Raw genomic sequence first — 21873 nt, forward strand, 5'->3', positions numbered from 1 at the left:
CCTGGGGCGCCTTACCTGTCTGGCTAAACGGCGGCCAAGGCGCGCAGTTTAGCGTGCCCGGCAGGAATTTCGAGGTGGTTTTTTACCGCCTGGTTAATTAAAGCAGCAGTTTTTGGTCGTGACCTGTCAGTGTCTTGACAGCATCAGCTATGATATCGCCTTTGTTTTATCTGGCCCCAACCGGCCACGAACCTGTCTGTTCAAGGATCCTATGAGCAAGCCCACTGTCGACCCTACCTCGAATTCCAAGGCCGGACCTGCCGTCCCGGTCAACTTCCTGCGCCCGATCATCCAGGCGGATCTGGATTCGGGCAAGCACACGCAGATCGTCACCCGCTTCCCGCCAGAGCCCAACGGCTACCTGCACATCGGTCACGCCAAGTCGATCTGTGTGAACTTCGGCCTGGCCCAGGAGTTCGGTGGCGTCACGCACCTGCGTTTCGACGACACCAACCCGGCCAAGGAAGACCAGGAATACATCGACGCCATCGAAAGCGACATCAAGTGGCTGGGCTTCGAATGGTCCGGTGAAGTGCGCTATGCCTCCAAATACTTCGACCAGCTGTTCGACTGGGCCGTCGAGCTGATCAAGGCCGGCAAGGCCTACGTCGACGACCTGACCCCCGAGCAGGCCAAGGAATACCGTGGCACCCTGACCGAACCGGGCAAGAACAGCCCGTTCCGCGACCGCTCCGTAGAAGAGAACCTCGACTGGTTCGCCCGCATGCGCGCCGGTGAGTTCCCGGACGGCGCCCGCGTGCTGCGCGCCAAGATCGACATGGCCTCGCCGAACATGAACCTGCGCGACCCGATCATGTACCGCATCCGCCACGCCCATCACCACCAGACCGGCGACAAGTGGTGCATCTACCCGAACTACGACTTCACCCACGGCCAGTCGGACGCCATCGAAGGCATCACCCACTCCATCTGCACCCTGGAGTTCGAGAGCCATCGCCCGCTGTACGAATGGTTCCTCGACAGCCTGCCGGTCCCGGCGCACCCGCGTCAGTACGAATTCAGCCGCCTGAACCTCAACTACACCATCACCAGCAAGCGCAAGCTCAAGCAACTGGTGGATGAAAAGCACGTCAATGGCTGGGACGACCCACGCATGTCGACCCTGTCGGGCTTCCGCCGCCGTGGCTACACCCCGGCGTCGATCCGCAACTTCTGCGAGATGGTCGGCACCAACCGCTCAGACGGTGTGGTCGACTACGGCATGCTCGAGTTCAGCATCCGCCAGGACCTCGACGCGAACGCGCCACGGGCCATGTGCGTGCTGCGTCCGTTGAAAGTCGTGATCACCAACTACCCGCAAGACAAGGTCGACCACCTCGAACTGCCGCGTCATCCGCAGAACGAAGCACTCGGCGTGCGCAAGCTGCCGTTCGCCCGTGAAATCTACATCGACCGCGATGACTTCATGGAAGAACCGCCAAAAGGCTACAAGCGCCTGGAGCCGAACGGCGAAGTGCGCCTGCGCGGCAGCTACGTGATCCGCGCCGACGAAGCGATCAAGGACGCCGAGGGCAACATCGTCGAACTGCGTTGCTCCTATGACCCGGAAACCCTGGGCAAGAACCCGGAAGGCCGCAAGGTCAAGGGCGTGATCCACTGGGTGCCGGCCGCTGCCAGCATCGAGTGCGAAGTGCGCCTGTACGATCGCCTGTTCCGTTCGCCGAATCCTGAAAAGGCCGAAGACAGCGCCAGTTTCCTCGACAACATCAACCCTGACTCCCTGCAAGTGCTCACCGGTTGTCGTGCCGAACCCTCTTTGGGCGACGCACAGCCGGAAGACCGTTTCCAGTTCGAGCGCGAAGGCTACTTCTGCGCGGATATCAAGGACTCGAAACCTGGTCAGCCGGTATTCAACCGTACCGTGACCTTGCGTGATTCGTGGGGCCAGTGATTCTGTTTTAAGGAACTGTCGTGCTAACGATCTACAACACACTCAGCAAGACCAAAGAAGTCTTCAAGCCGCTGGATGGCAACAAGGTGCGCATGTACGTGTGCGGCATGACCGTGTACGACTACTGCCACATCGGCCACGGCCGCAGCATGGTTGCCTTCGACCTGGTGACCCGCTGGTTGCGTTTCAGCGGCTATGACTTGACCTATGTGCGCAACATCACCGACATCGACGACAAGATCATCAACCGCGCCAACGAGAACGGCGAGTCGTTCGACGCGCTGACCGAGCGCATGATCGCCGCCATGCACGAGGACGAGGCGCGCCTCAACATCCTCAAGCCGGACATGGAACCGCGTGCCACGGACCACATCCCCGGCATGCACGCCATGATCCAGACCTTGATCGACAAGGGTTACGCCTACGCTCCTGGCAACGGTGACGTGTACTACCGCGTCGCCAAGTTCATGGGCTACGGCAAGCTGTCGCGCAAGAAAATCGAAGACCTGCGCATCGGCGCGCGCATCGAAGTCGACGAAGCCAAGCAGGATCCGCTCGACTTCGTGCTGTGGAAAGGCACCAAGCCCGGCGAGCCGAGCTGGGAATCGCCATGGGGCGCCGGGCGTCCGGGCTGGCACATCGAATGCTCGGTGATGTCCACCTGCTGCCTGGGCGAGACCTTCGACATTCATGGCGGCGGCAGCGACCTCGAGTTCCCGCACCACGAAAACGAAATCGCCCAGAGCGAAGCCGCCACCGGCAAGACCTACGCCAACGCCTGGATGCACTGCGGCATGATCCGCATCAATGGCGAGAAGATGTCCAAGTCCTTGAACAACTTCTTTACCATCCGCGACGTGCTGGAAAAGTACCACCCGGAAGTGGTGCGTTACCTGCTGGTGTCCAGCCACTACCGCAGCGCCATCAATTACTCGGAAGACAACCTCAAGGACGCCAAGGGCGCCCTGGAGCGGTTCTACCACGCGTTGAAAGGCCTGCCATCCGTGGCGCCGGCCGGCGGCGAAGCGTTCGTGGCACGCTTCACCGAAGTGATGAACGACGACTTCGGCACACCGGAAGCCTGCGCCGTGCTGTTCGAGATGGTGCGCGAGATCAACCGCCTGCGCGAGAGCGATCTCGACGCAGCGGCGGGCCTGGCGGCGCGCTTGAAAGAACTGGCGAGTGTGCTGGGCGTGTTGCAGATGGAGGCTGATGACTTCCTGCAAGCCGGCGCCGAAGGCCGTGTGGATGCGGCTGAGGTGGATGCGTTGATCCAGGCGCGCTTGGCTGCTCGCACCAACAAGGACTGGGCGGAGTCCGACCGTATCCGTGACCAACTGACCGCGATGGGTGTGGTGTTGGAAGACGGCAAGGGCGGGACTACCTGGCGGTTGGCTGATCAGGCCTGATTGGCAAACGCTGGATGAAAAACGCCCCGACTGGTTCGGGGCGTTTTTTTGCACACTGTTTTAGTGAGCGGCTCACCCGATCCCGTGTGGGAGGGGCGGCGCGACGATTCGACTTGCTCCCGATGGCGGTGGGTCAGCCAACATACCTGTCAACAGTGCCGCCGCCTTCGAAGCCTCGCTAAAGCTCGACATCTCCCACAGGGGATTGGCGGTATCCTTGAGATCTACAGCCGGGCTGCTTTCTACCTGTCAACCGCAATCAAATGTGGGAGGGGGCTTGCTCCCGATAGCGGTGTTTCAGCCAACACCTCTACCAACTGTGCCGCCGCCATCGAAGCCTCGCTAAAGCTCGACATCTCCCACATTTTTAACCGTGTTCGCCTCAGCGCTCAGCGGCGGCTGCTGACCTCGGCCGGTACATCATCACCGGCCATGCGCTTGCGAAACAGCGCCGTCCGGGCCAGCAGCAGCGTGGTCACCGGTACGGTGATCGCCAACAAAATCGGAATCAGCCACCCGTGCAGCACCGGCCCGGACTTGAGCACCGAAAAATAGATAATCGACGCCAGCGCCACACACCAGGCGCCCAATGTCGAGGCCAGCGCCGGCGGGTGCATGCGCTGGAAGAAGTCTTTCATGCGCAGCAGGCCAATCGCGCCGATCAACGCAAATACGCTGCTCAACACCAGCAGCACCGCGACGACGATTTCCATCCATAACGGCATCATTCAATCACCTCCCCACGCAGCAGGAATTTGGCCAGGGCAAACGAGCCCACGAAGCCGAACAGCGCAATCAGCAGCGCCGCTTCAAAGTAGGTGTCGCTGGCATAGCGAATACCCAGCACCAGCATCATCAGCATCGCCAGGATGTACAGGTAGTCCAGCGCCAGGACCCGGTCCTGGGCCGACGGGCCTTTGAACAGGCGGATCAGGGTCAGCACCATGGCCAGGGAGAACAGGAACAGGCTGAACAGGATCGCATTGGAGAGCAGGGCGCTCATTCGAAGATCTCCATCAGGGGCCGCTCGTAGGTGGTCTTGAAGTGCTCGATAAACGACACTTCATCCTCCAGGTCGAATACGTGCAGCAGCAGGATGCTACGGTCCAGCGCCAGTTCCGACCAGATGGTGCCGGGGACCACGGTGGTGATCATCGACAGGGCGGCGAGGCCGTTGGCGTCGCGCAGGTCCAGGGGGATTTTGACGAAGCGCGAACGCGGTGGGCGGGAGCCGCACATCAGCACGCCCCAGGCCACTTGCAGGTTGGAGACGATCACATCGCGGCCGACCAGGAAAAACAGGCGGATGATCACGCCAGGGCGGCGGATGCGGATCGGCAGCGGGCGCAGCGGCGCCATCAGCAGCGGCGCGAGAAAGCCCAGCAGCGCGCCCAGCAGCAGGTTGCCGGGGCTGACGGACAGGTTCAGCACCAGCCACAGCAACCACAACGCGAGGGACAACCATGGGGCAGGCAACAGGCGCTTCATGGTTGAACCTCCAGCGCGGCGGTCTTGGCTTCGGGGCTGGGGACCGGACGCGTGGCCATCACCGCCATCACGTAGTGTTCCGGGTTGTTCAGGCTCTGGGCAGTGGCCTGGGTGTAGCGCATCAGCGGCTCGGCCTTGAAGGTCAGCAGGATGCTCAGGCCCAGCAGGAAGAAGATCGGCACGCACTCATAGCGGCGCAGCAAGGGCGACGGGCGCTCTTCCGGGGTCCAGAAGCGCTGGATACCCAGGCGGGCGAAGGCGATCAGCGAGGCAAGGCCCGAGAGGATCAACAGCGCCACCAACCCCCAGGCCGCGGGACGAATGGGTTCATCCACACTGACACCCAGGCCCAACGGGTTAACCAGCGCACTCAACAAACTCAGCTTGCCGATAAACCCGGACAGCGGCGGCATGCCGATGATCAGCAGGGCGCAGGCGACAAAGCTCAAGCCGAGGAAGGCCATGGTCCAGGGAATCACCTGGCCGACCACGGCTTTCTGCTCGTCATCCAGGTTCACGCCAGGACGCGGATGCAGGGATTCCATGGCCTTGGGCAGTGCGTCAATCTCTTCATCCAGCGGCAGGTCGTTGGCCGAGCGCGAACGCTCGATCAATTCGGCCAGCAGGAACAGCGCACTCAACGCCAGGGTGGAGCTGACCAGATAGAACAGCGCCCCGGCGGTCAGGCTTGGCTGGGCGAAACCAACGGCCGACAGCAGGATCCCGGCCGAGACCAGGATGCTCAAGCTGGCCATGCGCTCGAGCCGCTGCGCCGCCACCATCGCCAGCGCCGCGCAGATGATCGTGGCCATGCCGCCGTACACCAGCCAGTCGCCGCCAAACAACGCCGATGCGCCGGCCTGGCCGGAGAACAACAGGGTCCACAGGCGCAGCACGGTGTACACGCCGACCTTGGTCATGATCGCGAACATCGCCGCCACCGGCGCGCTGGCTGAGGAATAGGCGGGGGCCAGCCAGAAGTTCAGCGGCCACATGCCGGCCTTGGCCAGGAATGCGGTGGCGAGGATCGCCGCACCGGCATGCAGCAGGCCGCGATCCGCCTCGGGAACCAGCGGGATTTTCAGTGCCAGGTCAGCGAAATTCAGCGTGCCGGTCACGCCGTAGATCATCGCCGCGCCGATCAGGAACAGCGACGACGCCAACAGGTTGATCGCGATGTAATGCAGCCCCGACGACACCCGCGCCCGGCCCGAGCCGTGCAGCATCAAGCCGTAGGACGCCGCCAGCAGCACTTCGAAGAACACGAACAGGTTGAACAGGTCCGCCGTGAGGAACGCGCCGTACAGGCCCATCATCTGGATCTGGAACAGCGCATGGAAACTGGTACCGGCACGGTCCCAACGGGCCATGGCGAACAGCAGCGCGCTCACGCCGATGATCCCGGTGAGCACCAGCATCAGCGCCGAGAGCTGGTCGACCACCAGCACGATGCCGAACGGCACCTGCCAGTTGCCCGGCAGGTACACCCCAATCGAGCCGGGGCCGCCTTTTTGCGTCCAGTACAACAGCAGGATCGCTATGCCCAGGCCGATGACGCTGGAGAACAGATTGATCCTGGCCTTCAGCGGGCGGCGTTTTTCGCCGAGCATCAGCATCAGCGCGGCGGTGAGCAACGGCAGCAGGATCGGGGCGACGATCAGTTGGTTGACCCAATTCATTCCTTGGGCTCCCGGCCGTCCACATGGTCAGTGCCGGTCAGGCCCCGTGACGCCAGCAGCACCACCAGGAACAACGCGGTCATGGCGAAGCTGATCACGATCGCCGTAAGCACCAGGGCCTGGGGCAGGGGATCGGTGTAATTGAGCAAGTCCTGGGGCACGCCGTCCTTGATGATCGGCTCCTTGCCGATAAACAGGCTGCCCATGCTGAAAATGAACAGGTTGACCCCGTACGACAACAGGCACAGGCCCATCACCACCTGGAACGTCCGTGGCCGCAGGATCAACCAGACGCCGGAGGCCGCCAGGACCCCAATGGCAATTGCGATGACTTCTTCCATCAGGCGGCTCCTTCGGTGGCGGCGACTACTTTGGCCTGGTTGCTCGGTTTATGCGCACGCACCGACTGGTGGCCGAGGGCGGTGAGCATCAGCAGCGTCGAGCCGACGACCATGGCGTATACGCCCACATCGAAGAACAACGCGCTGGCAACATGAATATCGCCCAGCAGCGGCAGGCTGAAATGCCAGGTATGGGTGGTGAGGAACGGGTAGCCGACAAACAACGCGCCGATCCCGGTCAGCGTCGCCGAGAACAGGCCGAAGCCCATCCAGCGCATCGGCCGCAGGCTCATCTGCGCCTCGACCCACTGGGTACCGGCAACCATGTACTGCAGGATAAACGCCACCGACATCACCAGGCCGGCGACAAACCCGCCGCCCGGTTGGTTGTGGCCGCGCATGAACAGGTAGAACGACACCACCAGCGCAATCGGCAGCAGCAGGCGCACCAGCACCGCCGGCACCATCATGAAGCCCAGGGCGGTGTCGCTGGCCTGGCGCGGGTTGACCAGGTCGGTGGCCACGTCCGGCGCCAGTTGACGCTGCTGTGGCGGCAGCTCCATGCTTTCCTTGGACGGGCGGAAACGACGCAGCAGGGCATACACCGTCAGCGCCACGGCGCCGAGCACGGTGATTTCGCCGAGGGTATCGAAGCCCCGGAAGTCCACCAGCATCACGTTCACCACATTGCTGCCACCGCCCTCGGGCAGGGCGCGGCTCAAGTAGAACGAGGAAATATCGTTGGGCGTCTGGCGCGTCAGCATCGCATAGGACAGCAGCGCCATGCCGCCGCCTACCACGGTGGAGAGCAGGAAGTCGCGCAGACGACGGATGCGCGCCTTGCGCAGCGAACTGGGCAGTGGCGAGACTTCTTCGATCCGCCGTGGCAGCCAGCGCAGGCCGAGCAGGATCAGTACGGTGGTGACCACTTCCACCACCAACTGGGTCAGCGCCAGGTCCGGCGCCGAGAACCACACGAAGGTGACGCAGGTCATCAGGCCGCACACGCTGACCATGGTCAGGGCCGCGAGCCGGTGGTACTTGGCTTGCCAGGCGGCGCCCAGGGCACAGGCAATCGCCAGCAGCCACAGGGTGACGAACACGATGGAGCCCGGGATCTTCGGGCGGTCGCCCCAGCTGAGGCCGCTGTTGAGCATCGGGATCATGGCGCCGATCACCGCGACGATCACCAACAGGAACAATTGGGTCTGCAGGCGCTTGGTGCTGATGCGTTTCTCGATCCTGCGCACGCCGCGCATCATCACCACCAGGCTGCGCTCGAAGCCGCGCTTGCCGTTGAAGTAGCTGATGACCGGCGGGTACTTGAAACGCCCGCGCTTCAGTTGTTTGCGTAGCAGCAGGTAGAGCACCACGCCACCGGACATGGCCACCAGGCTCATGATCATCGGTGCATTCCAGCCATGCCAGATCGCCAGGCTGTATTCCGGCAGCACGCCGCCGACCACCGGCAGCGCCGCAGCGGCGAGGATCGAACCGACCACCTGGGCCGGGAAGATGCCCACCAGCAGGCAGGTGAATACCAGCAGCTCAACCGGGGCACGCATCCAGCGCGGGGGTTCGTGAGGCGTGTGGGGCAGATCGGTGGCGGGCGGGCCGAAGAACACATCCACGGTAAAGCGCAGGGCGTAGGCCACGCTGAACGTACCGGCGATGGTCGCGATCAGGGGCAGGGCGATTTCCACCCATTGGGTCGATGAGATAAACACGGTTTCAGCGAAGAACATCTCTTTGGACAGGAAACCGTTGAGCAACGGTACGCCGGCCATGGATGCGCTGGCCACCATCGCCAGGGTCGCGGTAAACGGGATCAGGCGCACCAGGCCACTGAGCTTGCGGATGTCCCGCGTGCCGCTTTCGTGGTCGATGATGCCCGCCGCCATGAACAGCGAGGCCTTGAAGGTGGCGTGGTTGAGGATATGGAACACCGCGGCGACGGCGGCCAGCGGGCTGTTGAGGCCCAGCAGCAGGGTGATCAGCCCGAGGTGGCTGATGGTGGAATAGGCTAAAAGGCCTTTGAGATCATTCTGGAACATGGCGCAGTAAGCGCCGAGGAGGAGGGTCAGGGCGCCGGCACCGCCGACGATCCAGAACCATTCTTCGCTGCCGGACAGCGACGGCCACAGGCGGGCCAGCAGGAACACGCCGGCCTTCACCATCGTCGCCGAGTGCAGATAGGCAGACACCGGGGTCGGTGCAGCCATGGCGTGGGGCAGCCAGAAATGGAACGGAAACTGCGCGCTTTTGCTCAGGGCGCCGATCAGCACCAGGGCGAGCATCACCGGGTACAGCGAATGCGCGCGGATCTGCTCGCCGGCGGCCAGCACCTGGTCCAGGTCATAGCTGCCGACGATATGCCCCAGCAGCATCACGCCCGCCAGCAGGCACAAGCCGCCAGCGCCGGTGACCATCAAGGCCATGTACGCACCACGACGCGCATCGGCGCGATGGTGCCAGTAGCCGATCAACAGGAACGAGAACAGGCTGGTCAGTTCCCAGAAGAACACGATCTGGATCAGGTTGCCGGAAATCACCAGCCCGAGCATGGCGCCCATGAAGGCCAGGAAAAACGCGAAGAAACGCGGCACCGGATCGTCCGGCGACATGTAGTAGCGCGCATACAGCGACACCAGCGCTCCGATGCCGAGCACCAGCATCGAGAACAACCAGGCGAACCCATCCATGCGCAGCACGAAGTTCAGCCCAAGGCTGGGCAACCACATGAATTCTTCGCGGATCACGCCACCGTGGGCGATCTGGGGGTAGAGCAGGGCGACTTGAACGGTTCCGACCAGGGCCACAAGGCCAGCCAGCAGGGATTCGGTGTTACGTGCATTGTGCGGCAGCAAGGCCGCCAGACAGCTGCCGATAAAAGGCAGAAGCAGTAGAACTATCAGGGACATAGGCTTCTAATCTGCGGGAGTTTGGGATGCATCATACGTGCCGCTTTGTCGATCACCAAACGGCAACATGTGGCAGGATCCTACAAAGTAGGTCGAAAACTCCCGTTTGGCATTGTTTCGGACCCTAGCCCTGTTGCTCCTGTTCCCGCTCATCCTGCAACTCGATGGCCTTTTGCCCTTTTGTCTTGATCTCACTCACAATCACCGCCACCACAATCAACGCCGCCCCCAGCATGGCAATCGGCGGGAATCGCTCGCCGGCGATCCGCCCGACTACCCCGGCCCACACCGGCTCACCGGCATAGATCAATGTGGCCCGTGTCGGCGAAACGCTTTGCTGCGCCCAATTCATGGCGACCTGGATCACCGCACTGGTCAGGCCCAGGCCCACGGCGCTGAACAGCAGCAGCCAGGAGAACCCCGGCAGTGCCTCGCCCATCGGCACCACCATCAAAAACGACAGCAGCGACGCCGTCGCCAGTTGCACCACCGTCACCCGGCGTACGTCCACTTGCCCGGCGAACGCACTGATCAAAATGATTTCCGCCGCTATCGCCACGGCACCGATCAGGGTGGCGATTTCCCCGGGGCTGAAATTCAGCGAAGCCCCGGCGGGACCGGTCAACAACATCAACCCGGCAAACGCCAGCATGATGCCGATGCTTGGCATCAACCCCGGGCGCCGGCCCAGCACCAGCCATTGCAGCAGCGGCACGAACGGCACATACAGCGCGGTAATGAACGCCGACTGGCTGCTCAGGATCGTCTGCAGGCCAATGGTCTGCAGGCCGTAGCCGAACATGATCGCCACGCCGATGAACACGCCTGCCTTCAGCTCGAACAACGTCAGGTCGCGCAGGGTACGCAAGGAAAAGAACCCGACCACAATCGCCGCCGCCGCAAAGCGCAGGCCCACGAAAAACATCGGCCCGCTGACAGTCATGGCATGCTGCACCAGCAAAAACGTGCCGCCCCAGATCATGGTAATAAACACCAGGATGCACTCGGCTTTACTGAAACGGTGGAAACGCGAGGGGGAGTTCGGCGTGGTCATGGCGGCTCGGTCTTGCAAGGGAAAGGCACGGACCGCACAATGCGCCGCACGCTGGGCAGTATACTGCGCACACCCACCCATTGAGCAATATAGTGCACAAAGAAAATCCACAACGGGCCTCGGTCCTGCAGCACGTCAGCCAGAACGTTCGTCGCCTGCGCCACGCCGCCGACCTGAGCCAGACTGCGCTCTCGGAAAAGTCCGGGGTCAGCCGGCGCATGCTGGTGGCCATCGAGGCCGGGGAAAAGAACGTCAGCCTGTCCACCCTCGACCGTGTGGCCGAAGCGTTGGATGTGGCGTTCAGCGACCTGATCCAGGCGCCGGATGTGCGCGATCACAGCCGCATCAACGAACTGGCCTGGGCGGGGGAAATCGACGGCAGCAAGGCGGTGTTGCTGGCCAAGGCCACGGCGCGGCGCGAGGTCGAGTTATGGGAGTGGCGTCTTGAACCGGGCGATCGCTATTGCCCGGACCCCGACCTGGAGGGGTGGAGCGAGCAACTGTTCGTCTTCGAGGGCAGCCTGACGTTGGTGGTCGGCGAGCAGGAAAATACCATCGGCGCCGGCGAATTCTTCATGTTCGCCAGCCACCAGCCCCATGCCTATCGCAATGACGGCCAGGTCGCCGTGCGCTTTGTGCGCAATGTGGTGATCTAACTGTTTGCCAGCCAACAGTGGATGCACACTTTGCTGGTTTGAAACTGCGGTTGTACGCCTGTTTACGCGGCAACCGGCTGATTTTACTGACGATTAAAATCAGGCACGACTCCTGCAAACACTCCAGTATCCCCTCGGAGCCTGGAGTCGGCCCATGTCTGCCCACCCTCAACAACCTGCCCATATCATCCGCTCGGACGCGGAGGCCATCGAGGTCGCCAAGCGCCTGGCCGAACGCTTTGCCGTCGACGCCAGTGCGCGCGACCGCGAGCGGCGCCTGCCGGTGGCCGAACTGGACGAGTTTTCCGCCAGCGGCCTGTGGGGCATCACCGTTCCCAAGGCCTATGGCGGCGCCGGGGTGTCCTATGTGACGGTGGCCGAGGTGATCAAGTTGATCTCCGCCGCCGACCCGTCATTGGGGCAAATCCCGCAGAACCACCTGGGCGTGGTGGACATCCTGCTGCAAACCGCCACCGAGGAACAAAAACGCCACTACTTTGGCAAAGTCCTGGCGGGTTATCGCTTTGGTAACGCCTTCTCCGAGGCCAAGAGCAAAAACGCCGGCACCTTCGACACGCAGATTCGCTTCCACGGCGACACCGCGCAGATCAACGGCGAGAAGTTCTACTGCACCGGCGCGCTGTTCGCCCATATCGTGCCCACCGTGGGTAATAACGAAAAGGGCCAGGCGTTCATCGGCCTCGTCGAGCGCGATGCGCCAGGCCTGACCGTGATCGACAACTGGGACGGTTTCGGCCAGCGCACCACCGCCAGCGGCGGCGTGACCCTCGACGGCGTGAGCGTGCCCTTGAGCGCGGTGATTCCCGCCCACCTGGCGTTTGACCAGCCCACCGCGGACGGGCCGATTTCGCAAATTATCCAGGCGGCGGTCGACACCGGTATTGCCCTCGGCGCCCTTGAGCAGGCAAAAATCTTCGCGCGCCAGGCCCGTCCGTGGATCGACAGCCAGCAGGATCACGGTTGGCAGGACCCGTTCACCATCGCCGCCATCGGCGACCTGGAGTGGCGTGTGCACGGCACCGAAGCGATCCTCGCCAAGGCCGGCCTCGCCGTCGACCGGGCCCTTGCCGAACCGAATGAAGACACCGTCGCCCAGGCTTCACTGGTGGTCGCCCAGGCCAAGGTCCTGTCGGCCGAAACCGCGTTGCTCGCCAGCAGCAAACTCTTCGAACTGGCCGGCACCCGCTCGGTCACCGCCAAGCACAACCTCGACCGCTTCTGGCGCAATGCGCGGACCCACACCCTGCACGACCCGGCCCGCTGGAAATACCACCTGATCGGCAATTTCGTGCTCAACGGCGTCAAGCCTGCGCGCCACGCCTGGAACTGAGGACCTGACCCATGACCGCACTGACCCTCGCACGCCAATTGCTGGACAGCACCCGTCGCCACGTCGCAAAAAGCGACGACCCCTACGTGATCAGCCGCTTCGGCGATTGGCAGATTCGCGTGGATGTAGCGGCCGCCTTGCTTGAACGCGCCGAAACCGATCCAAGCCCGGTCGCCGTCACTGAAGCGCAGATCGCCGCCGCCGAAGCCTTGCTCTTTGCCAGCAACACCGAATTCGAACTGACCGGCCAACGCACCGCGCTGCCACCGACCCTGGATGACCCGTTGCGCTGGAAATACCAGGTCGTCGGCAACTACCACCTCAACGGAGTGCTGTGATGTCCCGTGAAATCCGCTTGAACGCTTTTGACATGAACTGTGTCGGCCACCAATCGCCGGGCCTGTGGGCGCATCCGCGCGATCGCTCGTGGCAGTACAAGGACCTTGAATACTGGACCGACCTGGCGAAGATCCTTGAGCGCGGCAAGTTCGACGGCCTGTTTATCGCCGACGTGCTGGGCATCTACGACGTGTACAACGGCAACGGCGACGCGGCGATTCGCCAGGCGACCCAGGTGCCGGTCAACGATCCGTTGTCGCTGATCGCACCCATGGCGCTGGTTACCGAGCACCTGGGTTTTGGCCTCACCGCATCGCTGTCGTTCGAGCACCCGTATCCGTTTGCCCGCCGTCTCTCGACCCTCGACCACCTGACCAAGGGCCGCATCGGCTGGAACATCGTCACCTCCTACCTGGAAAGCGGCGCCAAGAACCTTGGCCAGAAAGCCCAGACCGAACACGACGCCCGCTACGACTATGCCGAGGAATACCTGGAGGTCTGCTACAAACTCTGGGAAGGCAGTTGGGAAGAGGGCGCGGTACTGCGCGACCGTGAACGTCGGATCTTCAGCGACCCGAGCAAGATCCACGAGATCCGCCACGTCGGCAAACACTTCCAGGTGCCCGGCATCCACCTGTGCGAACCCTCGCCGCAGCGCACCCCGGTGCTGTACCAGGCCGGTGCCTCCAGCCGTGGCAAGCAGTTTGCGGCCGAGCAGGCTGAATGCGTGTTCGTTGCCGCGCCGTCCAAGGTGCTGCTGAAAAAGACCGTCGCCGACATCCGCCGCCGTGCGGCCGAAGCCGGACGCGACCCGAAGAAAATCCTGATTTTCAACTTGCAGACCGTGATCGTCGACGAGACCGACGCCAAGGCCAAGGCCAAATTCGACGAATACAAATCCTACGCCAGTTATGAAGGCGCGATGGCGCTGATCTCCGGCTGGACCGGGATCGATTTCAGCCAGTTCAAGCCGGATGAACCGCTCAAGCACGTGCACACCAATGCGATTCAATCGGCGGTGGAAGCTTTCTCCACGGCGGATCCGAACAAGGTCTGGACCCCCAGCGAACTGGCCGATTGGGTCGGTATCGGCGGCTTTGGCCCGCTGTTCGTCGGCGGCCCGGAAACCGTGGCGGACCTGTTGCAGGAGTGGGTCGAAGAGACCGACGTCGACGGCTTCAACCTCGCCTATGCGCTGACCCACGAAACCTTTGTCGACGCCGTCGAATGGCTGGTGCCGGAGTTGCAGAAGCGCGGCGTGTACAAGACCGAATACGCCCAGGGCACGTTGCGCGAGAAGTTGTTTGGCGATGGTGCAAGGTTGGGCGCGAACCACCCTGGCGCGGGCTATCGCAATTTATCTGGGATACAAAAAACCAATGTGGGAGGGGCGGTGCGACGATTCGACTTGCCCCCGATGGCGGTGGCTCAGTCAAAGGTGTTCTAACTGATCCACCGCCATCGGGAGCAAGTACCGCCCCTCCCACAGTTGTCCTGTGTCGATCCAAATAATCAAGCCAGCGGACCACCGCACGCACACCCCCCAATAGGAGCAACCCCCTATGAGCGTGCACGAACCAACGGCCCTCCTGGAACACCTGAGCCACTGGGCACAACTCACGCCGTTGCACATCGCCCTGCGCCACAAGCGCCAGGGCCAGTGGTACGCCTGGCGCTGGATCGACACCTTGCGCGATGTCGAACGCCTGGCCGATGGTTTGCGCCAGCAAGGTTTCGATCAACAGTCACGCTTGGTGCTCAGCGGCGCCTTTGAGCCGAACCTGCTGTTGCTGGCGTTGGCGGCCCATTCCGTCGGTGCACAGGTGCTGACGCTGGCCGATAACCTCGAGCCGCAGGCCTTGGAGCAACAGCTGTGGCGTATTCATCCCAGCCACGCCTACGTTCAAGGTCGCCAGCGCGATTGGACCTTCACCCAGCGGTTGGATTTCGCCCAACTGCTCGGCCCCGTGGACCCGGCGCAACACCTGCAGCGCTGGTGGCAGCCCGCCGGTGAAACCGCGTTGTGGAGCGAGGAGGGCACCCACTGGCAAGGCGGCCTGGCGGTGGTGCTGGAGCAGTGGCTGAGCAGCGGCCACGGCCTGGCCTTCCCGGAAAGCCTGGCCTCGGCGCGACGTGATCGCAGCGAAGTCGCGCCCACCGGCCTGCTGCTGTCGCCCGCCCGTTTGCTGCACCTGGCCGACGAGATCGAAAGCCGCCTGCCACCCCACGGCACCTGGCGTCGACGCCTGTGCGACTGGGCCATTGCCCACCCGCACAGCGGCCTGCGCCGCCTGCTGAAAAACCGCGTGCGCACACTGTTGGGCTTCCAGCGCCTGGCCTATATCTGGCAGCCCCTCAAATCCAATGCCGAGCCGACGTGGCTTGCCGAATTCAAACGGGAACGTGCATGAGCCAAGCCATTCTCCAGGTGCGGGACATCTCGCTGTCGTTCAAGGGCGTCAAGGCGATCAATGGGCTGTCGTTCGAGGTGGCGCGCGGGGAAATCTGCGCGTTGATCGGGCCCAACGGTGCCGGCAAGAGTTCATTGCTCAACGTGCTCAACGGCGTGTATCGCTTCGATGCCGGCGAGATCGTGTTCGAGGCGCAGCATTTCCAGCGTATCGACCCGCTGGGCGCCGCGCGTCGAGGCATTGGCCGTACCTTCCAGAACAACGCCCTGTTCAAGAAAATGAGCGTGCTCGACAACATCCTCACCGGCCTGTCGCGGCATATGCGCACCAGCTTTATCGAACAGGCCCTCGGCTTGCCCCGCGCACGTCGTGAAGCCGAAGCCTTCCGCCTGCGCGCCCAGAGCATCCTCGAGTTCCTGGAGCTGCAAGCCTACCGCGATGTGCTGGTGGGCAACCTGTCCTATGGCCTGCAAAAGCGTGTGGAGCTGGGCCGTGCATTGATCGCCGGGCCCAGCCTGTTGCTGCTGGACGAACCCATGGCCGGCATGAACGCCGAGGAAAAACAGGAAATGGCGCGCTTTGTCGCCGACGTGAACCGCGACCTCGGCACCACCGTGGTGTTGATCGAACACGACATGGGCGTGGTCATGGGGCTGTCCGACCATGTGGTGGTGCTCGACTACGGGCGCAAGGTCGGCGACGGCACCCCTGCCGAGGTGCAGGCCAATCCCGAGGTGATCGCGGCCTACCTGGGAGTGACGCACTGATGACGTTCTTCTTCGAAACCCTGCTCGGCGGCCTGCTCGCCGGCACCATGTATTCCCTGGTCGCGATCGGCTTCGTGCTGATCTACAAGGCCAGCGGCGTGTTCAATTTTGCCCAGGGCTCGATGCTGCTGTTTGCCGCGCTGACCTTCGTCAGCCTGCACGACCAGGGCGTGCCGTTTGCCCTGGCGTTGCTGTTGACGGTGATCGTGATGATCGTCGGCGCCTTGCTCATCGAGCGCCTGGTGCTGCGGCCGCTGGTGAACCGCTCGCAGATCACGTTGTTCATGGCGACGCTGGGCCTGTCGTTCATTATCGAAGGCCTGGCCCAGGGCGTGATGGGCTCGCAGGTGCGCGCCCTGGACCTGGGCATCGACGATGTACCGCTGTTCGTCGGGCCGCTGATGCTCAGCCAGTTCGACCTGATCGCCGCGGCCGTGGCCGTGGTGCTGGTGACCGTGCTGGCGCTGCTGTTCAACAAGACCCGTATCGGCGTGTCGCTGCGCGCGGTGGCGGATGACACTACGGCGGCGCTGTCCATCGGCATCAACCTCAACCGCATCTGGCAGATCGTCTGGGCGGTGGCCGGCATCGTCGGGCTGGTGGCGGGGTTGTTGTGGGGGGCGCGCCAGGGCGTGCAGTTTTCGCTGTCGCTGGTGGTGCTCAAGGCCTTGCCGGTGTTGATCATCGGCGGCTTCACCTCGATTGGCGGGGCGATTGTCGGCGGGCTGATTGTCGGTGCGGCGGAGAACCTCGCCGAGGTGTATATCGGCCCGCTGATCGGTGGCGGCATCACGCCGTGGTTCGCCTATGTCCTGGCGTTGTCCTTCCTGTATATCCGTCCCGCCGGCCTGTTCGGCGAGCGCGCCATCGAGCGAGTCTGAAAGCATGTCGATCCCTGTTGCTGAACACACCGCACCCTTGCTGCTGGTCCAGCGGCGCGTGCCCTGGAGCCTGCTCGGCCTGCTGGCGCTGGCGTTTATCGTGGTGCCGCTGTGGGGCAATGACTATTGGCTCAACGCGATCCTGATCCCGTTCCTGGTGCTGTCCCTGGCCGGGCTGGGCCTGAATTTACTCACCGGCTATACCGGGCAAACCTCGGTGGGCGCAGCCGGCTTCATGGCGGTTGGGGCGTTCGCCACCTATGGGTTTTTACTGCGCCTGCCTGAGCTGGGCCTGCCGGTGGCGCTGCTCGGCGGTGGGATCATCAGCGCCGTGGTCGGGTTGCTGTTTGGCTTGCCCAGCTCGCGGATCAAGGGCTTCTACCTGATGGTCACCACGCTGGCCGCGCAGTTTTTCCTGGAGTGGCTGTTCGTCAAATTCCCCTGGTTCTACAACTACGGCTCGTCCGGGACCATTTCGGCGCCGAAGCTGGCGTTGTTCGGCCATGACCTCAACACGCCGCTGGGCCGCTACGGGCTGACCCTGGTCACGGTGCTGTTGTTGACCTGGGCTGCGGTCAACCTGGTGCGCAGCCAGGTGGGTCGCAACTGGATGGCGATCCGCGACATGGACACCGCCGCCGCCGTGGTCGGTATCCCGGTGGTGCGCTACAAGCGCCTGGCGTTTGCGGTCAGTTCGTTCTACCTCGGCATCGCCGGCGCGTTGTGGGCGTTTGCCTACCTGGGCACGGCCAGCGCCAGCAGCTTCGACATCAACCGCTCCTTCCAGATCCTGTTCATCATCATTATCGGCGGCATGGGCAGCATTGCCGGCAACTTCGTCGGCGCGGCATTCATCAGTTTGCTGCCGATCTTCCTCAGCCATGCCGGGCAGGCGTTGTTCGGTGGCTCGGTGGACGCGGGGCAGTTGCAAAACCTGCAGAAAATCATTTTTGGCGTGTTGATCATCGTGTTCCTGATCAAGGAGCCCGAGGGCTTGATTCGCCTGTTGTACAACCTCCGTGACCGGCTGCGTCAGTGGCCCCTACGTTTCTGACTGAATAAGAGAATCCCTATGCGTGCATCCTTGAAACGCTCCCTGGCCGGCGCCGCCTTCGCGCTGGCTGCCCTGGCCGGTGCCGTGCCCCAGGCGGTAGCCTCGGCCGACCAGCAGTTCTTTCCCCTGGCCACCTACCGGGTGGGTGCCTACGCCTCCAGCGGCGTGCAGGTGTGGGCCGGGATGATCGACTACCTGCGTTATATCAACGAGGTCGAAGGCGGCATCAATGGCGTCAAGCTGGTGTGGCAGGAATGCGAGACCGAGTGGACGGCGGAGAAAGGCATCGAGTGCTACGAGCGCTTCAAGAACGGCCTGGATGGCGCGCCGGTCGCGGTGTACCAGCCCAACGGCGCACCGGCGGCCTATGCGCTCAGCGAAAGGGCAGAGGTGGACAAGATCCCGCTGATCACCCTCGGCTACGGTCGCACCGAAGCCACCGACGGCACCGTGTTCCCGTACAACTTCCCGGTGATGCTGACGTTCTACAGCGAGGCGTCGACCCTGGTGAACTACATCGCCCAGCGCGAAGGCGGCTTCGACAAACTCAAGGGCAAGAAGATCGCCACGGTCTACCACGACTCGGCCTACGGTCGCGAAACCCTTGGCCCGCTGAAATTGCTGGCGGAAAAATACGGTTTTGAAAACATCCAGATTCCGGTGGCCGATCCGGGCAATGAGCAGTCCGCGCAATGGCGCCAGGTACGCCAGGCCAACCCGGATTGGGTGTTCCTGCGCACCTGGGGCGTGTCCACCCCGGTGGCGGTGAAAACCGCCGCACGCTTCGGCTTCCCGGTGGACCATATCATCGGCGACATCTGGGCCAGCTCCAGCGAAGACGTATTGCCCGCAGGCGCCGCCGCCAAGGGCTACCTGGCGCTCACGCCTTACCCGGCAGGTGCGGATTTCGAGATCCACAAGCGCCTCAAGCAATACATCCTCGACAAGGGCCACAGCGACCTCAAGGACCTGAAGAATTTCGGCAGCGTCTACTACAACTCCGGCCTGGTGAACGCCGCCGTGGCCGTGGAAGCGATCCGCACCGGCCAGGCCAGGTTCGGCAAGCGCCCGCTCAATGGCGAAGAAGGTCGCTGGGGCCTGGAACACCTGAATATCGATGACGCGCGCTTGAAGGACATGGGCTACCTGGGCCTGATGCAGAACCTCAAGCTGTCGTGCCGCGACCACGAAGGCGGCGGCTCGGCGCGCGTGCAGCAATGGGACGGCGTCCACTGGACGCTGATCAGCGACTGGATCGCCGCCGACCGCGCCCTGTTGCGCCCGCTGATCGATGAAAAATCCGCGGCGTTCGCCAAGGAAAAAGGCCTGACGCCACGCACCTGCACCGGGGATGAATAAATCATGAGCCAGCTCGCCAGCGAAGCCACGCGCCCGTCGTTGTTGACGGTCAACGATATTGAAGTGATCTACGACGGCGCGATCCTCGCCGTGGCCGGGGTGTCGCTGAGCGTGCCCAAGGGCGCCATCGTCGCCCTGCTGGGGGCCAATGGCGCCGGCAAGAGCACCACCCTCAAGGCGATCTCCGGGCTGGTGCGTGCCGAGCGCGCCGAAGTCAGCCGGGGCGTGATCGAATACGCGGGCGTCGACCTGGCCGGCGTCGACCCCAGCCAGCGTGTGCGCCAGGGCATGGTGCATGTGCTGGAAGGCCGCCATGTCTTCGGCCAGCTCAGCGTCGAAGACAACCTGCGCAGCGGCGGCTTTGTCCGGCGCCTGAGCCGCAAGGCCATGGAACAGGACCTGGAGCGCATCTACGCCTGGTTCCCGCGGCTCAAGACCAAGCGCCACACCCGCGCCGGCCTGACGTCCGGCGGCGAGCAGCAAATGGTCGCCATCGGCCGCGCGTTGATGACCCGTCCTACTTTGGTACTGCTCGACGAGCCGTCCATGGGTTTGGCGCCTATGATCGTGCAGGAGATCTTCGAGATCATCGCGCAGCTCAACCGCGAGCAGCAGGTGAGCTTCCTGATCGCCGAGCAGAACATCAACGTCGCGCTCAACTATGCGTCCCAGGGCTACGTGCTGGATACTGGGCGCGTGGCCTTGAGTGGCAGCGCCGCCGAGCTGTTGGCGCGGGGCGACTTGCACGATATTTATCTGGGTAAACAGTAAAGGCGAATGTGCATGACTGAATCCCTCCGCAACGCTGATGTGCTGATCATCGGCGGCGGCCTGAGCGGCACGATGCTGGCGGTGCAACTGCTGCGCTGGCCTGGGCAGCGCCGGATCCTGGTGATCGAACCGCGCGCCGAACTCGGCCGTGGCGAGGCCTACAGCGCCGTCGAACTGGGCCACACCTTGAACGGCAACGCGGCGCGCATGAGCGTCGACCCGGACAACGCCGATGACCTGACCCAATGGCTGACCGCCTACATCGGTGCCGGCGGTTGGCCCGAGTCGGACCAGCAACACGTGCCCATCAGCGAACTGTTCCCGCCACGCGGGATTTTTGGCCTGTATGCGCAGCAACGGCTGGCTGAGGCCAAGGCGTTGTCGGCGTCCACCGTCGAGCATATCCGCGCCGAAGTCGTCGACCTGCAGGTCGGCGACGATTCAGTGTTGCTGACCCTCGACAACGGCCAGCAACTGCGCGGCGCCCAGGCGGTGTTGGCCACCGGCATGTTCCCGGCGGCACGCACGCCGCAGACCCAGTCCAGCGGCTTGAACGCCGCCGCCGTGGACCCCTGGGACGTGCAGGCCATGACCCGGATCGACCCGCAGGCGCCGGTGCTGATCATCGGCTCCGGGTTGACCATGGTCGACGCCGTGGTGTCCCTGGAACAGGCCGGGCACCGTGGGCCCATCGAGGTGTTTTCACGCCACGGCTTGTTGCCCCATGTGCGCCGGCAACCGCCGGGCTGGGACGATTTCCTCGCTGCCGACCACGCCTTGCGCAGCCCGCGACAACTGCTGCGCGAGGTGCGGCGTCAATGCCGCCTGGCATTGGCGCAGGGCATCGATTGGCAGGCGCCATTGGACACGGTGCGCGCCCATATCGGCCGGCTGTGGAGCCAGGCCAGCGAGGGCGAGAAACGCCAGTTCGTGCGGCATGTGCGGCCCTGGTGGGAAAGCCATCACCACCGCTCGCCGCCGTTGAGTGCCCAGTTGGTGGCCCGGCTGCATGAGCAAGGGCGGTTGCGCATTCACGCGGCGTCGTTCAAGGGGCTGGAGCCCTCGGGCGAGGGCGTGACCATTCGCTTGCGTTACCGTGGCGAACAGGTGGTCAGCCTGGTATCGGGAGCGGCGCTGATCAACTCCAGCGGCATCGAATACGACTGGCGCCGCGTGGCCCGGCCGTTGCCGCAGCAGTTGCTCAAGCGCGGGCTGATCAGGCCGGGGCCGCTGGCGTTGGGGATTGCGGCGGACACGTGCGGCGCCGTGCTGGATGCCCAGGGCCAGGTCAGCATGCGATTGTTCGCCATGGGCCCGCCGTTGCGCGGGATGTGGTGGGAGAGCACGGCGGTGACGGATGTGGCGCTTCAGGCCAAGGCCTTGGCATTGAAGTTGGCGCATTTCTAAATGTGGGAGGGGGCAAGCCCCAATGCCGGTCAGTTAAGGGACAGAACGGGCAACCCCTCCCACAGGGGATCTC

The 21873-nt window shown here is 63.5% G+C and carries 20 protein-coding genes; 13 read left to right on the forward strand and 7 right to left on the reverse strand.

The window, feature by feature from the left end; genetic code table 11:
* Positions 1 to 211: 211 nt before the first annotated feature.
* Both B9N88_RS22915 and cysS read left to right on the forward strand, forming a co-directional pair.
* A complete protein-coding gene (locus B9N88_RS22915) occupies positions 212 to 1912 on the forward strand; it encodes a glutamine--tRNA ligase/YqeY domain fusion protein (RefSeq protein ID WP_027606288.1) in 1701 nt (566 codons plus the stop codon).
* A 20-nt stretch (positions 1913 to 1932) separates the two neighbouring features.
* Complete coding sequence (cysS, locus tag B9N88_RS22920) at positions 1933 to 3321, forward strand: cysteine--tRNA ligase (protein WP_027606289.1); 1389 nt, start codon at positions 1933 to 1935, stop codon at positions 3319 to 3321.
* 389 nt (positions 3322 to 3710) lie between these two features.
* On the opposite strand, the gene B9N88_RS22925 is transcribed toward cysS, so the two are convergent.
* The 7 genes from B9N88_RS22925 to B9N88_RS22955 form a co-directional block, all read right to left on the reverse strand.
* Entirely contained in the window at positions 3711 to 4049 is a 339-nt protein-coding gene (locus tag B9N88_RS22925) for a Na+/H+ antiporter subunit G (protein WP_027606290.1), read from the reverse strand.
* Complete coding sequence (locus tag B9N88_RS22930; RefSeq protein ID WP_005789171.1) at positions 4046 to 4324, reverse strand: K+/H+ antiporter subunit F; 279 nt, start codon at positions 4322 to 4324, stop codon at positions 4046 to 4048. Before B9N88_RS22930 ends, B9N88_RS22925 begins: the two co-directional genes overlap by 4 nt.
* A complete protein-coding gene (locus B9N88_RS22935; protein ID WP_027606291.1) occupies positions 4321 to 4809 on the reverse strand; it encodes a Na+/H+ antiporter subunit E in 489 nt (162 codons plus the stop codon). The genes B9N88_RS22930 and B9N88_RS22935 overlap by 4 nt, the downstream gene beginning before the upstream one ends.
* Entirely contained in the window at positions 4806 to 6488 is a 1683-nt protein-coding gene (locus tag B9N88_RS22940; RefSeq protein WP_027606292.1) for a monovalent cation/H+ antiporter subunit D, read from the reverse strand. Before B9N88_RS22940 ends, B9N88_RS22935 begins: the two co-directional genes overlap by 4 nt.
* Positions 6485 to 6829: a Na+/H+ antiporter subunit C gene (locus B9N88_RS22945; protein ID WP_003192163.1), complete on the reverse strand. Its 345-nt coding sequence runs from the start codon at positions 6827 to 6829 to the stop codon at positions 6485 to 6487. Before B9N88_RS22945 ends, B9N88_RS22940 begins: the two co-directional genes overlap by 4 nt.
* Positions 6829 to 9750, reverse strand: a complete 2922-nt coding sequence (locus tag B9N88_RS22950) for a monovalent cation/H+ antiporter subunit A (protein WP_027606293.1) — start codon at positions 9748 to 9750, stop codon at positions 6829 to 6831. The genes B9N88_RS22945 and B9N88_RS22950 overlap by 1 nt, the downstream gene beginning before the upstream one ends.
* Positions 9751 to 9874: 124 nt before the next feature.
* Complete coding sequence (locus B9N88_RS22955; protein WP_027606294.1) at positions 9875 to 10804, reverse strand: DMT family transporter; 930 nt, start codon at positions 10802 to 10804, stop codon at positions 9875 to 9877.
* A gap of 92 nt (positions 10805 to 10896) precedes the next feature.
* Between B9N88_RS22955 and B9N88_RS22960 the strand changes: the two genes are divergently transcribed.
* The 11 genes from B9N88_RS22960 (at position 10897) to B9N88_RS23010 (ending at position 21800) form a co-directional block, all read left to right on the forward strand.
* Positions 10897 to 11460: a helix-turn-helix domain-containing protein gene (locus B9N88_RS22960; protein ID WP_027606295.1), complete on the forward strand. Its 564-nt coding sequence runs from the start codon at positions 10897 to 10899 to the stop codon at positions 11458 to 11460.
* A gap of 154 nt (positions 11461 to 11614) precedes the next feature.
* Positions 11615 to 12811 (forward strand): SfnB family sulfur acquisition oxidoreductase, encoded by a 1197-nt coding sequence (locus B9N88_RS22965; RefSeq protein ID WP_027606296.1) that lies wholly within the window; start codon positions 11615 to 11617, stop codon positions 12809 to 12811.
* Between the two features lie 11 nt (positions 12812 to 12822).
* Positions 12823 to 13149 carry an acyl-CoA dehydrogenase gene (locus B9N88_RS22970; RefSeq protein ID WP_027606297.1) on the forward strand — a complete coding sequence of 109 codons (327 nt, stop codon included), beginning with the start codon at positions 12823 to 12825 and terminating at the stop codon, positions 13147 to 13149.
* Entirely contained in the window at positions 13149 to 14597 is a 1449-nt protein-coding gene (locus B9N88_RS22975) for an LLM class flavin-dependent oxidoreductase (protein WP_043293595.1), read from the forward strand. Before B9N88_RS22970 ends, B9N88_RS22975 begins: the two co-directional genes overlap by 1 nt.
* A gap of 115 nt (positions 14598 to 14712) precedes the next feature.
* Positions 14713 to 15561, forward strand: coding sequence for an AMP-binding protein (locus B9N88_RS22980; protein ID WP_027606299.1), 849 nt, complete (start codon positions 14713 to 14715; stop codon positions 15559 to 15561).
* Positions 15558 to 16328: an ABC transporter ATP-binding protein gene (locus tag B9N88_RS22985; RefSeq protein WP_027606300.1), complete on the forward strand. Its 771-nt coding sequence runs from the start codon at positions 15558 to 15560 to the stop codon at positions 16326 to 16328. Before B9N88_RS22980 ends, B9N88_RS22985 begins: the two co-directional genes overlap by 4 nt.
* A complete protein-coding gene (locus B9N88_RS22990) occupies positions 16328 to 17209 on the forward strand; it encodes a branched-chain amino acid ABC transporter permease (protein ID WP_027606301.1) in 882 nt (293 codons plus the stop codon). Before B9N88_RS22985 ends, B9N88_RS22990 begins: the two co-directional genes overlap by 1 nt.
* A gap of 4 nt (positions 17210 to 17213) precedes the next feature.
* The gene (locus B9N88_RS22995) at positions 17214 to 18263 is read left to right on the forward strand and encodes a branched-chain amino acid ABC transporter permease (protein WP_027606302.1); all 1050 of its coding nucleotides are present in this window, start codon (positions 17214 to 17216) and stop codon (positions 18261 to 18263) included.
* A gap of 18 nt (positions 18264 to 18281) precedes the next feature.
* On the forward strand, positions 18282 to 19622 hold the full coding sequence (locus tag B9N88_RS23000) for an ABC transporter substrate-binding protein (RefSeq protein WP_027606303.1): 1341 nt from the start codon (positions 18282 to 18284) through the stop codon (positions 19620 to 19622).
* A gap of 3 nt (positions 19623 to 19625) precedes the next feature.
* Entirely contained in the window at positions 19626 to 20393 is a 768-nt protein-coding gene (locus B9N88_RS23005) for an ABC transporter ATP-binding protein (RefSeq protein WP_027606304.1), read from the forward strand.
* 12 nt (positions 20394 to 20405) lie between these two features.
* Complete coding sequence (locus B9N88_RS23010; protein ID WP_027606305.1) at positions 20406 to 21800, forward strand: FAD/NAD(P)-binding protein; 1395 nt, start codon at positions 20406 to 20408, stop codon at positions 21798 to 21800.
* The last annotated feature ends 73 nt before the right edge of the window (positions 21801 to 21873 follow it).

The sequence above is a fragment of the Pseudomonas sp. LAMO17WK12:I1 genome, assembly GCF_900177315.1.
GTDB classification, from domain to species: Bacteria; Pseudomonadota; Gammaproteobacteria; order Pseudomonadales; family Pseudomonadaceae; genus Aquipseudomonas; species Aquipseudomonas marginalis.